Below are 14,709 nucleotides of genomic sequence, written 5' to 3'. Positions count from 1 at the left end.
ATGAAAAAAAACGGAAATATAGAAGATGTATACACCTTGTCGCCGCTACAGGAAGGAATGTTATTTCATGCGTTACACGATACAGAAGCAAATGCGTACTTTGAGCAAATTTCGTATCGAATCAAAGCAGCTTTAACAATTGCTACTGTCAAAGAAGCTGTGAGCGCTTTATTTAAAAGGCACGATGTATTAAGAACTTCTTTTTTAGATCATTTAGAAAAACCAGTACAAGTTGTTTTAAAAAATAGAACACCTGATTTTTTCCATGAAAAGCTAGCTACTTCTCTAGACAAAGAAGCTATTGATACAAAAATTGCAGCGTTTAAAATTGCAGATAGAAAAAAAGGATTTGATCTTAAAAGAGGAAGTTTAATGCGTTTGTCGATGCTTCAGATAGACGATACTACGTTTGAATTTATCTGGAGTTACCATCACATCATTATTGATGGCTGGAGCATGGGAATCCTAATTGAAGAATTTTTCGAAATCTACAATGCATTACACAACAATAGACCAACGCGTTTAACCGATCCGCAACCGTACAAACGTTACATTTCGTGGCTTACCAATAAAGACAGTAAAGTTTCCGAGGATTTCTGGAAAAACTATTTGGACAATATTACCACGCCATCACACATTCCGCCGACACAACTATATGCAAGTGATACTGGCTATAAAAATCAACGGAATATCTTAACATTTTCGGAAGAAGAAACCAATCAGCTCAACTATTTTGTCAAAGAGCAACAACTTACGTTGAATAACTTCATTCAGACGATTTGGGGAATTGTCGTATCAAAATATACCCAACAAGAAGAAACCATTTTTGGAATGGTAACTTCGGGAAGACCGCCAGAAATTAGAAACATAGAAGCTATGGTGGGACTTTTTATCAATACGATTCCCGTCCGTATCAAAGTTGATAAAGAAAAAACAATCGCGGCACTTTTAAAAGAAGTCCAAACAAATGCATTACTGCAAGAAGCGCATCAATATGATCCGTTGGCGGACATTCAAGCGGCAACTCCGTTAAAAAATAACCTATTTGATCACATCTTAGTATTAGAAAACTTTCCAATTGCAGATCAATTAGAAGCATTTTCAAACGCAGATAAAGCGGAAGAAAAACTTGACTGTACTATTGAAAATATTGACGTTTTTGAGCAAACAAACTACAATCTAAGTTTGCTCATTCAACCGACAAAAAAACTCATTATTGACTTCCTTTTCAATGGAAATGTACACGATTCGGCTTTTATTAAATTGATTGCAAATGATTTTAAACGACTCATTTTACAAGCAATCAAAAATACAGCACAAACGGTTGATACGCTTTTTCAACTTTCAGAAGCAGAGGTGCAACAGTTAGCGCAATTTCAATCGCATCCAAAACAACAAACGTTACCGAAACAATCGCTCATTTCTGCATTTGCAAAAAATGTACAACACACGCCAAATCGTACAGCATTGTATTTTGAAGGCAACAGCATGACGTATCAGCAATTGGAGGAAGCTTCCAATACGGTTGCCAATTATTTACTTCATCAAGGTGTTCAACAAGGCGATATTGTCGGAATTATTGACGATAGAACTGCCATGTCCATAGTTTCCATTTGGGGAATTCTAAAAGCTGGTGGCGCCTATGTAATTCTTGACAGTTCGTATCCTGTGGGAAGAATTGAATATATGTTGGCGGATAGTAAACCAACATGTACACTTATTGCAACCGAAAATCCATTACGCCAAACGCTAAATCACAAGCAACTTATTTCCTATGAAGATGCATTTACAACTTCCTTTGAAAAAGTAACATTGCCGACCATAAAAGCGGAAGATGCTGCGTATATCATTTACACTTCTGGTTCTACAGGTGTTCCAAAAGGCATTAAAGTTTCACACGAAAATGTATTGTACTTAGTAGACAGTTTATTTGAAAGTGTATATGCACACTATCCTACTTCGGAAGCTTTAAAAATTGCCTTATTGGCTTCTTTCTCGTTTGATCCGTCTGTTCAGCAACTATTTGGCTGTTTCGTTTTAGGACATTCATTATATCTTGTCCCAGAAGAAACACGCAGAGACGGTTACCAACTCATGGAGTATTTCACAACGCATGAAATTGACATTACAGACGGAACGCCTTCGCATCTAAGAATCATGGCAGAAGTATTGGATACCTTGCCAAAAATACCCGCGTTAAAACACTTGCTAATTGGTGGCGAGCAACTAGACCTTCCTGCCTTAAAAAAGATTTATCAATGGTATGGTGCAAATGCTCCGAGAACAATCAACTTGTACGGACCTGCAGAATGCACGGTAGATAGTATTGCGTTTGACATACACGCGGAGAATATTCAAGAAATGAACTTCGCTCCTATCGGAACACCAATGAAACATGCAGAAATATACATTTTGGATGCACATAAAAATCATGTGCCAATTGGTGCGCAAGGCGAAATTTGTATTGCAGGAAAAGGATTTTCCAAAGGTTACATCAACAAAGAACTTGCAGCTTCAAAACGATTCATACAAAATCCGTTCAATGCTGCACAACAACTCTACTGTTCGGGCGATTTCGGACGTTGGTTGCCTGATGGAAATATACAATTCATTGGAAGAAATGACGATCAAATAAAAATACGTGGCTTCCGTGTAGAAATTCAGGAAGTAACTGCCCAAATTGCCAAAATTTCTGGAATCCAATCGGCATACGTACTTCCGTGGAAACAAACGCATGACTATCAATTATGCGCATACATCATTCCTGAAAAGGAAAACTACGATGCACATGCATTAAAAGCGGAACTCGCAACACTATTGCCATCCTATATGATTCCTTCTTTCTTTATGAAAATGGAAAAATTTCCAATGACCGTAAACGGAAAAATTGATGCTTCAAAATTTCCAAATCCTACCGAAAACATTCCTGCCAAAGCAATTCAGAACGCTTCAACCGAAACGGAAAAAACTTTGGTCAACATATGGAGTCAATTGCTAAAAATTCCTGTAGAAAATATCAGCGTTACAGATTCGTTCTTTGAATTGGGCGGACATTCTGTAAAAGCCATGATGCTCGCGTCACGAATTCAAAAACAACTCAACAGCAAAGTAGCCGTTTCAGAAATCTTTAAGCTGCAAAGTATTCGTGAAATTGCAAAATACATGACGACTCTTTCTATTGAAAAAGCAAAACAGATTCCTGTAATAGAGAAAAAATCTGAATATCCATTGTCGCCTGCACAAAAGCGAATGTATCTCTTATATGAGCTGGAAAAAAATAATATTGCGTACAACATGACGCAAGTTATTGAAATGGAACCTTTAGCAAAAGAAAGACTCGAAACGGTGGCGCAGCAATTAATTGAACGACATGAAAGCTTACGAACTGTTTTCTTTATGAAAAATGGAAACATCTTTCAAAAAGTCCTCGACACTATCGATTTTAGCGTAACATATCACAAACTAGATGCGTTTGACACTGTTGAAATCAACAAAAAAGTAACTGCTTTCAAAAGACCTTTTGACCTCAACAAAGGACCTTTATTTCGTATTGAATGTATTGAAACGCCCACAAATTCAATTCTATTAGTTGACATTCATCATATCATTTCGGATGCTTCTTCTACTGAAATTTTACGAAAAGATTTCATGGCATTGTATCAAGAAACTCCATTAACACCTTTACGCGTACAATACAAAGACTATGTTGTATGGTCAGAAAGTGAACAGGAAAAACAACGCAAAGAAGCCCAAAAAGCTTATTGGTTGCAACAACTTGGAGGCGAATTGCCAATATTAGACTTACCGATAGATCATACACGACCCGCAATCAAAAGTTTTGCAGGAGACAGTTATGTTTTCAATATTGACGAAGCTGATTCTAATGCGTTGGTAGCACTATCCAATCGATATAAAGTGTCACTAAACACAACTTTAACGACCATTTTCAACATCTTTTTGCACAAAATCACAAAAGCGGAAGATATAATTGTGGGCGTTCCAATTAATGGACGAAAAGATACAGAACTCGAAAAAATTATTGGGTTGTTTGTCAACACACTTGCAGTGCGAAGTTTTCCAACTCCTGAGAAAAGTTTCGAAGCATTTTTACGTGAATCTTCTGAAACCATTCTGGCAGCATTTGATCATCAAGAATATCCGTTTGACGAACTGGTTAACGCACTCAACATTAAAAGAGAACTCAGCAGATCGCCTATTTTTGATGTACTGTTCAACGCCATTTCCATAGATGCTGGAAAAGAAGACATGCAATCGAATATGGAGTTGTCAACAGAAACACATGCCAAGTTTGATTTAAATGTCGCAGTCATCAAACTACACAAAGAAATCAGTTTTCACTTTGATTATTGCAGTGCGCTATTCACCAAAGAGACCATTAAACGTTTTGCAACCTTTATACAACAAATTGTTAGAGAAGTCATACAAGCGCCAACCATAAAAATAAATGACATTTCTATTCTTGATGCACAAGAAAAGCAAAAAGTAATGGCAATTTCCAGAGGTCCTGAAGCCGCTTTTGAAAACAAAACAACCATTAATGAATTGTTTGAAAAGCAAGCCGAAAAAACGCCAAATCATCCTGCATTGATATTCGGCAACGAAAAAATGACCTATGCAAGCTTGAACGCCAAAGCTAATCAATTGGCACATGTATTGCGCAGAAAAGGCGTTGCGGCAGATGTTCCTGTTGCGCTGTTGTGTACGCGTTCTTTTGAGCTTATCATTTCAGTAATTGCCATCTTAAAAGCTGGTGGTGTGTACATGCCAATTGACATTAGTTTGCCAAACGAGCGAAAACAACAAATGCTCGAAAATGCTGATGCAAAATTCATATTGACCAACTTAGACACAGGCTTGGAAAATATGAGCAATTATGACATAACAGATGTACGAAGCGAAGCCTTACAAAAGGAAGACGCATCGAATTTACCAATTGTAAATGCTGTAGAAGATTTACTCTACATCATTCATACTTCAGGTTCTACAGGCGTGCCAAAAGGTGTCATGTTAGAACAACGAAACTTACTCAACTTACTCTTACACCAAACCCATCATACTGATATAACATTTAAAAATGTATTGCAATTTCACGCGATTAGTTTTGATGTATCAGCGCAAGAAATTTTCTCTGCATTGCTAGAAGGTGGAAGCCTAATTTTAATTGAAGAACGCCATACCAAAAACATCTTTGAATTATTTGAAATCATTGAAAAAGAACAAATTGAAAGTATCTTTTTCCCTGCTTCGTTCTTAAAATTTGTATTGAACACAAACATCTATTTAGAACGTTTGCCAAAATGTATTCATCATATTTTAACGGCTGGAGAACATGTAATTGTTACAGACAACTTCAGAAACTACATGCGCGAAAACAATGTGTGGTTGCACAATCATTGCGGTCCGTCAGAAACACATTCCGCAGCATACAATCATATGTCGCCAACAGGTCATGTGCCTGATATTCCGCCTATTGGATATCCAATTGCAGACACTGATTTATACGTGTTGAACGATAAAAAAGAACTCTTACCAATTGGTGTTGAAGGCGATTGGTACATTTCGGGTGCCTGCGTTGGTCGCGGTTACATTAATGATAAAGTAAAGACTGATAGCAAATACATGCCCGATCCGTTTCACAAAGGACAAACCATGTACAATACAGGCGACATTGCAAAATGGCATCCAAACGGAATGTTAGAAATTGTTGGGCGAAAAGATTTTCAAGTAAAAATTAGAGGATTTAGAGTTGAAATTGGAGAAGTAGAAAGCAAATTTTTGTCGCTACCGTACGTTACCGAAGTGGCTGTCTTGGAACGACTTGACGAACAGGGAATCAATCATTTGGTAGCATTTGTGGTACAAAACGAAGAAAAAACAGAAAAACAACTTCGGAAAGATATTGCCAAAAAACTTCCTGAATATATGGTGCCAACACATATGATTAGTTTGGACGAAATACCGCTAAATACCAACGGGAAAGTAGATCGTAAAGTATTATTGCAACGCTTTGACAAAACTACTGCTGACGATACAGCAACTGCATTGAGTTCTAACGAAGTGCTTAAAAAATTGTGGTCAGAATTATTAATGATAGATACCAAAGAAATTGAAGAAGATGACAACTTCTTTGAAATTGGTGGAAACTCCATGACGGCATTGAGCATGATTGCCAAACTCAAAGAAAACGTAGGAATCGATATTGAACTCATGACATTTTTTGAAGATCCTACCATTGCAAATCTGCTTACCTATTTTGAAAAAGATTCGGAATATAATTCGCTGCATTTATTAAACTCTGAACAGCAACATAAAGTATTTTTCTTTCCGCCTCGAATTGGATATGGCTTTGCATACAAACCATTGGCGCAACATATTGATACTGCCGCTGTATATGCTTTTGATTTTATTGAAGCCGAAAACCGAATAGAGCAATATGTAGAAAAAATTATATCCGTAACTGCAGGCGAAGCCATCGTATTAGCGGGCTGGTCGTTAGGAGGAAATCTAGCGTTTGAAGTTGCCAAAGCCATAGAAGCTAAAGGTATTTCCGTAACAGACGTATTAATTATGGATGCGTTGCCAATGCTTACCAAAATTGATGCGATTGACGATATTTTGCAAAAAGATGAATTTCATAAAGAAATTCCAAAATACATTGAAAAATATCCTGAGTTGGAAACTATTAAAGACGTGGTACTCAACAAAAGTGATGTATATTTCAGGTATGCTTTAACTCAAATACATTCAGGAACGCTAAAAAGTACCATTCAATTTTTAAAAGCAGAAAACACATCACAAGAAGCTATTGAAGGATGGAATTCGCTCACGTTGCAAGAAATACAAACACATCATTTACAGGGAACGCATCAAGAATTATTTTTACCCAATACGGAAGCACTCAGGCATAACAGCGCTACCTTAAAAAGTATGTTGCACGCTATTTTTAACAATTAAATAAATACGGTTTTTCACAGACCTTACGTATCATCTTATGAACAATTCAAACATAGAATTACTTTTACTAACCTCCGTTTCTATACTCCTGTTAGCCATTGTGTACTTTACAGGAAAAACAATTGTACAAATACTTAAGAAACAACGCATATTTGCATCACCAACCAAAAAAACCTATTCAAATTACGGGCTATTCGTTGCATTTCTGGCGTTGCTACTCTACGGTATATTTTCATTGCCACAAGTATTGGAACATGAAACCGTTTTAAATGAAATTGTATTTAGCGATTCTATATACATCTACATTTCTAAAATATTTCTGCTAGCCTGTCTTGCGCTTACAAGTGTATTATTTGTACTATCTACGTTATTTCCTGCGGAAGAACGTAAATATAAATACCTGCTAATTATAGCACTGCTTACCATCCTTACGGGAATTGCCAACGCAGGTTGTATTTTCATACTAATTAGAGCATTGGACACGGACGTAAACAACATGTACGGTTATTTCTTTTTAGTGACGCTCTTTGTTTTTGTCGTATCAAAAAAAATAACAGAATCATACCTGATCCGAACGGCAAACAAATTGATTCAAGAAATTAGAACAAATCTTATCAAAAATATTTTAGAAACCACCTACGAACGTTTTGAACAATTGGAAAAAGGAAGAATCTTTGCCACATTGAGTGGCGACACGGTCAAAATATCTTCCTCCGTAGCAATAGTACTAAAACTCATTACCAGCTCTATAACCATCATTGTGGCGTTTATTTACTTATGGGTTATTGCGCAATGGGCAACTATGTCTATGATTGTCATTGTGTTTTTCTTGGTATTGCTGTATTATTTTGTTGCCAAAAAAGCAACCGTTTATATTGAAAAAGCACGAAGCATCAACGATAAATATTACCATCTTTTAGAAGGTTTGGTCGAAGGTTATCCAGAATTGAGCATCAATACTGCTAAAAAACAAATTTATGAAGAAGAAATATTTGCCCTCAATAAAGATTTGTGCGACACCAATTCTACGGCGCAAGTACAATATTTAAATGCACGAATTCTCAGTGACACGTCAATCATTATGGTGTTGGGCGTTATTTGTTTTGTGGTGCCACTCTATTTTCCTTCGCTACAAAGCAATGTATTACTGAGTTTCTTAATGGTAATTCTGTATCTCTTTGCGCCTATATCGGATGTGATTACCATTGTTCCGACATTGAATGAAATTAAAATCTCGTGGGATCGTATCAACGATTTTCTCAAAGAATTAGAACTCGACAAAGGAGAACGACAATCGTTACAAGAAATTCCAACGGTATCTAATTTTTCGCTCAAAGACATTGAATTCAATTACAAAAACAAAGCTTCTGAAAAAAAGTTCAAAATTGGTCCTATTGATCTCAACTTACAACAAGGAGAAATCTTGTTCATTATTGGCGGTAATGGAAGTGGAAAATCTACACTTGCCAAAGTAATTACAGGTTTGTACAAAGCTGACAAAGGCACCATCAAAATTAATGGCGAAGTAATAGATAATGCGAGCTTGGGCGAATTATTTTCTATTGTATTTAATGATTCGTATCTGTTTAAAAAATTGTACGGAATTGATGTTGACAAAGAAAAAGAACGCATTGACTCGTACTTAAGCTTGCTAAAACTTGACAAAAAAGTACGTTTGATGAATTCAGAGTTTGACACCATAAAGCTTTCCAGCGGACAGAAAAAAAGGCTGGCATTACTAAAATGTTTCATTGAGGACTCTCCCATTTACTTATTTGATGAATGGGCAGCCGAACAAGATCCTGAATTTCGAAAATTCTTTTACCGTACGTTGCTTCAAAAAATGAAAGCCGAAGGAAAAATAATCATCGCCATTACGCATGATGACAATTATTATGATGTGGCGGATAAAATTATAAAACTAGATTATGGAAGCGTGAGTACATCACACTAAAAAAAAATAAAATAATACTGATTTGCATTGAACAGTCCTTTTATCTTTTTAATAAAAAACTGTTTTAAAAACCCCAAAAAATTATGAATTTAAAAATAACCTGTTTCAAAAAAATGCATGTCATATGGTCGAAAAAATTGACAAAAATAGTATCCCAAAAAGTGTAAAAGGAATTATCTCTTTTGGTTCGCTTCATTCTAGTGATGCGGAAAAAAATTACAACGATGAGTTTTCAGATTTAGACATATTCGTCTTTACAACGACTCCAAACGAAATTTTATCAATAGATTCTATCGGATGGTTAGCCTGTTTCGGCACGCCTATGTCGGTCATTGTCATTGAAAATCCTTTTCAGAATACGAGAATCACACGAATTATATACGATGATCTTTTCAGTATAGATTACATTCCTGTGAGTTATTCTAAATTTAGTTTGGTAAAAAAGTATTTGTTTCTAAAAAAAATCGGGCTAGAAAAAATAATACCCAATCTCAGCATCATTCAAGCCGAATTGAAAGCCTTTTATTCCTACCTAATAAGAGGTTATACCATGCTTTATGATACGAAGAATATGGAACAAATGATTCACAAAATTGAAGAAGAATTTACAGACTACGATGACAGTTTGGTAACCGCAAAAAAATTCAACGAATGTTACCTTGATTTTTGGCATTCGGCATATAAAATTTTAGGAAAAATTAAGCGAAACGACATGTACTACGCATTGGTATTGCTCGATAATATATTTAAAAGACGACTGGTGCAAATGATAGAATGGGAAACCAGATATTTTTACAAAAGCAACGAAGATTTGTTTTACTTGGGTAAAAAAATAAGCCAATGGTCTGATGAAGCTACCTATAAAAAATTGAAAAAAACGATATTTTCTTTCAATGAAAAACAAAATATGGAAACCTTACTGACACATGTGCATTTATTTCAAAAAGCTAGTAAAAATGTAGCCGATGTGCAAGGATATCAACGACAAACAGAATTAGAAACAAAAATAGTCGCAAAAATAAACGCTTTCGCAAACGAACCTCAAAAATGAACATTATGACGCCTAAAGTTTCCATCATTATTCCAGTGTACAATACTGAAAAGTATTTGGAAAAAAGTTTACATTCTGCCATAAATCAAACCTTAAAAGAGCTAGACATCATTATTGTCGATGACAAATCAACAGACAACTCGCTTCAGATAATACGAGAATTTCAGAAAAAAGACCATCGGATTACGGTAATTGCATTAGAAGAAAACAAAGGAAACGGTTTTGGTAGAAATACTGCGGTACAAAAAGCAGTTGCTCCGTACATTATGTTTTTAGATTCTGATGATTGGCTAGAACCAAATGCTGTAGAAATTCTATATAATGAAGCTCATACAAAGCAAAGCGAAATTGTACTCTTTGGATACTTTGAAGTAAAGTGCGATAAAAAAGGCAACATTACCAACACTTATCCTATATTGCCAACGCTTCAAGATGGTGCCACAGACTTTATTCCGTATTACCTCAGCAACCGCAAAGGGTTTTCGTCTGCTGCTTGGAGTTATATTTTTTCCAGAGAACACATCGTACGTCACAATGTAAAATTTACAGAAGGTATCTTTTTTGAAGACATTCAGTTTGTAAGTACAGCGGTTCTAAAAGCCAAAAGAATAGATGTGTATAAAGATCAAGCGTTGTATAGTTACCTACGCCGTCCAAGTTCTATAACGTCTTCATTCTCAAAAAAGAAAATCAAAAATCTATATTACGCCAATCAGTTACTTGCTACGTTTTTAAAAAAAGAAGGCATCTACAAAACCTATGAAAAAGATTATATGCTCCGCTTTATCATTGAGTGTGTACATTGGAGTTTTTTAGACTACATGGACATGCCAGGTCGTTTGCTCGATGACGAAATACGAACGTATATGAAAGACGTAAAAAATAAATTTATCACTGATGAAAATCTCGCGTTGGTCAAAAGTAAAATTGACACAATGCAAGCGGATGAAATTATAGTAAAAACCACATATCAAAACATGTACGATACGTTGGTATTGCTAAAAAACAATCCGATTTATTTCAAATTCCGATTGTTCAATACGGTCAAATGGCTCAGTTATTACAGGTTTTTCAGGAAGTACAACAAAATTATACAACAGGCGCAACAATAACGTGTACAATTATTGCAATCACTTTGTGCTTTATAAAACGTATATTGAAGACAGTTTAACATATAAAATGCTACATTTGTGCTTTGCTCCGTGTAACACATTTAAGATTTCTACCTATATTTGAAGTATGGACGTACGACTAACCGCAGATCAAAAAATACAAGTACTCAATGCGCATGATGTATACAGCGTGATGCAACAAATTTTGCTCCGACAGCATAAAATTAGAAGAGCGCAAGAACATTTTTGGGTTGTAGGACTCGCTACGGACAATACCATTCTTTTTATTGAGCTTATTGCCATTGGTGCACAAAACCGCGTTAACGTATCGCCGCCCGATGTTTTCCGTATGGGAATTTACAAACTTGCCGTAAAAATGATTATGGTACACAACCATCCGAGTGGCAACCTAAAACCGTCTAACGAAGACATAGACATTACCGACAGACTGCTAAAAATTGGGAAACTCATCAATATTGATGTAGTAGATCATTTGATTATTAGCGAAAGTGGCTATACAAGCTTTAAAAACAAAGGCATTATAGAAAAACTGCGCAAAAACGGATTGTACGAAATACAAGAACGTGAAAGCGAAGCTATGAAGGAGCTAGAGCTTAAGTTTGAAAAGGATAAGGCTGAGAAAAAGAAAGCGATGGAAGTTGCCCGTAAAATGAAAGCCAAAGGTTATGAAAACCAAACTATACGTGAGTTAACAGGTTTGTACATTAGAGATATTAAGAAGGCGTAACAATGGGAACGTTTTTAGCCAGCATTACTAACATTCAGTTTTTCCTTTTTGTATTGGTATACACGGCAGTACTTATACTGTTGGCATACAAAAAACCTAAGTGGTACAAAGTTGCCTTTTTTGTGTTTGTAGGTATTGTTATGGCTGGTATAATATACACAATGGCTTGGAATGCTGCTATGGAACACACATTTTCAAAGATTCAGGACAGAACTCTAATCGACAATTACTTCTATGGCGCGCCCAACTTCACTTTTCTAATTCACTTTTTATGGCTCAACAACGTTTGGATGAAGCGTGTTAAAAAATTGAAGGAAGAGATTGAAAATTAAGAGGCAAACCAATAGCAAAGCGCCCAAGCACAAAACGATTAAAATTGTTAAATCCTAAAACAATTCAAATGATTTTCATACATTTAGTAATCGAAACCCACCGACACACCAATGCATATCAATCAGCTACAGCCTAGCATCCTCCAAAAATCGAGTCTGTTTGTATTTATACTCGATCACAAAGGCACTATTGTGCACATCAATACGCATGCAGAACAATGTTTTAATGTATCTAATGAACAGCTTGTTGGAAAATCTATATTCAACTACGTATTAGATACCAGTAAAAGTACTTTAGAACATATTGTTCAAAAGATACCGACAGTAACAGCAATTCATCATCAATACATAAAGTTTTGTACTCTTTCCGAAGATGGAGTATTGACTTTAAAACTCGATTTTATCCTCGAAGATGAACATATATATGTTTTAGGAACCGAAACTACAACACAAGAAAAAGAACATCAAGTATTTATCACAGCATCCAAGCTTGGCGATATTGCTACATGGTACTACAACCCAAAAACAGGTATCTTTTTTTGGTCCAGAGAAACCTACATGATGCATGGCATTGACCCTGATGATCCTGATAGAGAAACAAAACGACACCGTGCCTACCAAAAGCAACATAAAGATATTGTACTAAAACATATTGCCGAACTGATAGCCACGCAGCAACCGTTTGATTTTATTGGACAGAATGCCACAAATCCTGACAATCCGAAGTATTTTAGAATGATGGCAGAACCCGTAATACACAATGGCGAAGTAATTTTCGTTAATGGTATTGTGGTAGATGTAACCAAAGTACAAACCTTTATAGAACAACTAAAACATAGTGAAGAAACGAAAAGATTGGCACTAAAAGGAATTCGTTCAGGTTTGTTTGATCATGATATTGAGACGAATATGGTGTACTACAGTCCGTCGTTTCGAAAAATGTTAGGACTTACGTTAAAAGATGAATTTGTCCCTGAAGAAACGTTCCGAAAAATGATTCATCCAGATGATGTAGAGGAAGCGTATGCACGACATTTACACAATTTAAAACAAGATAATACCTATTACTTTAATCAATATCGACTTCGACATAAAGATGGAGAATATCGCTACTATGAAGTATACGGATATTTTACAAAAGATGATACTGGCAAAGTAACACGCATGATTGGCAATTTGATCGATGTTCATCAACGTAAAATGAACGAGCAACTAATTCTAAAAAATCAACGCCATTTGCAAGCGATGGTTAATAATGGATTTCTCTACACATTTTTATTAAACAAAGAAGGAGAAATATTGCTTACCGATAAAGCTTCTGTAGCTATTATAGAGAAGGATTTTAATGTAAATCCCAATGAAACTACATGCCGATTTATAGATGTATTGCCATTAAATTTTAAAAATACATTTGCCGATTCGTTCAATGAAGCGCTAAAAGGAAATACAACGCGCAAAGAATTGGAACGCGTTACCAATAATGGAAATTCGCAATGGTTAGAAATACAATACACACCTATTTTTAACGAACAAAAAAATGTAAGCGCTGTTTTATTAGGGATTTTAGACATTACAGAACGTAAGATAGCCGAACTTGCCATTAAAGAAGCACATATAAAAGAGCAAGAATTAAACAACTTGAAAGCAAATATTCTTGCCAACTTTAGTCATGAAATACGAACGCCACTCAATGGAATTATGGCAATTAGTAACTTGCTCATTACTGAAGAAGATGAGCGTGAGCGCGAAAAACTACTGCATTACCTCAACGAAAGTAAAGATCGTTTGCTAAAAACCATTAATAACTTATCGAACTTTAGTGAAATAGAAACCATCAAAGCCAATATAAATGTAAAAGTGTGCGATCTGAACTTTACAGTTGAAAGTTCGTACCGAGAATTTGATCATTTGGCAGAAAGCAAACAACTCAACTATAAGCTAATTTTAGATAAAAGTAAGCCGCAAGTTGAAATTGATGAAGAATTATTTCGTACAGCGTTTAACAACATCATACACAATGCTATAAAATATACGCATACGGGCGAAATAACAGTGCATATATACACCGATGACGAACGTACAAACGCGTTTATTTCCGTAAAAGATACAGGAATTGGGATTGAAGCAGAAAACATTACAAAAATATTCGATCCGTTTATACAAGAAAGTATTGGACTCAATCGTAAATATGAAGGTACTGGCATTGGATTAAGTCTTTCCAAACGCTACATTGAAATACTCGATGGTAGCATTACCGTTTCAAGTGAAGCGGTACAAGGTTCTGAATTTATCATAAAACTTCCTGTATGCAACTAAACATTTTGTATGTAGAAGATAACAAGGTAAATGCCATTGTGATGGATAAAATGTTGGCGCAGGATAACATTTTAATCGCAGAAACTGGCAAAGAAGCGCTTGACATTGCACAAGCTCGTAAACTCGATTTAATTCTACTTGATATCAATTTGGGGAAAAATCAAATGGACGGTTGTGAAGTTTTAAGAAAACTAAAAGAACTCAACATAACAAGCACAACT

At 35.6% G+C, this 14,709-nt stretch carries 8 protein-coding genes; all 8 read left to right on the top strand.

The window, feature by feature from the left end:
* Positions 1 to 6,975, top strand: coding sequence for a non-ribosomal peptide synthetase (locus tag AA089_RS17895; protein WP_046758363.1), 6,975 nt, complete (start codon positions 1 to 3; stop codon positions 6,973 to 6,975).
* 37 nt (positions 6,976 to 7,012) lie between these two features.
* Positions 7,013 to 8,929, top strand: a complete 1,917-nt coding sequence (locus AA089_RS17890) for a cyclic peptide export ABC transporter (RefSeq protein WP_046758362.1) — start codon at positions 7,013 to 7,015, stop codon at positions 8,927 to 8,929.
* Positions 8,930 to 9,053: 124 nt separating this feature from the next.
* Complete coding sequence (locus AA089_RS17885) at positions 9,054 to 9,980, top strand: aminoglycoside 6-adenylyltransferase (RefSeq protein ID WP_046758361.1); 927 nt, start codon at positions 9,054 to 9,056, stop codon at positions 9,978 to 9,980.
* A gap of 5 nt (positions 9,981 to 9,985) precedes the next feature.
* The gene (locus tag AA089_RS23860; protein WP_162200458.1) at positions 9,986 to 11,092 is read left to right on the top strand and encodes a glycosyltransferase family 2 protein; all 1,107 of its coding nucleotides are present in this window, start codon (positions 9,986 to 9,988) and stop codon (positions 11,090 to 11,092) included.
* A 127-nt stretch (positions 11,093 to 11,219) separates the two neighbouring features.
* Positions 11,220 to 11,840, top strand: a complete 621-nt coding sequence (locus AA089_RS17875; protein WP_046758360.1) for a JAB domain-containing protein — start codon at positions 11,220 to 11,222, stop codon at positions 11,838 to 11,840.
* 2 nt (positions 11,841 to 11,842) lie between these two features.
* Positions 11,843 to 12,172 (top strand): hypothetical protein, encoded by a 330-nt coding sequence (locus AA089_RS17870; protein ID WP_046758359.1) that lies wholly within the window; start codon positions 11,843 to 11,845, stop codon positions 12,170 to 12,172.
* A 111-nt stretch (positions 12,173 to 12,283) separates the two neighbouring features.
* Positions 12,284 to 14,488 (top strand): PAS domain S-box protein, encoded by a 2,205-nt coding sequence (locus AA089_RS17865; RefSeq protein WP_046758358.1) that lies wholly within the window; start codon positions 12,284 to 12,286, stop codon positions 14,486 to 14,488.
* On the top strand, positions 14,479 to 14,709 hold a 231-nt coding region (locus tag AA089_RS17860), incomplete at its 3' end, for a response regulator (protein WP_046758357.1). The genes AA089_RS17865 and AA089_RS17860, both read left to right, overlap by 10 nt.

Source organism: Kordia jejudonensis, from assembly GCF_001005315.1.
Taxonomy (GTDB): Bacteria; Bacteroidota; Bacteroidia; order Flavobacteriales; family Flavobacteriaceae; genus Kordia; species Kordia jejudonensis.
The sequence above is the reverse complement of the archived record's forward strand: the minus strand, read 5'-3'. Positions and strand labels throughout refer to the sequence as shown.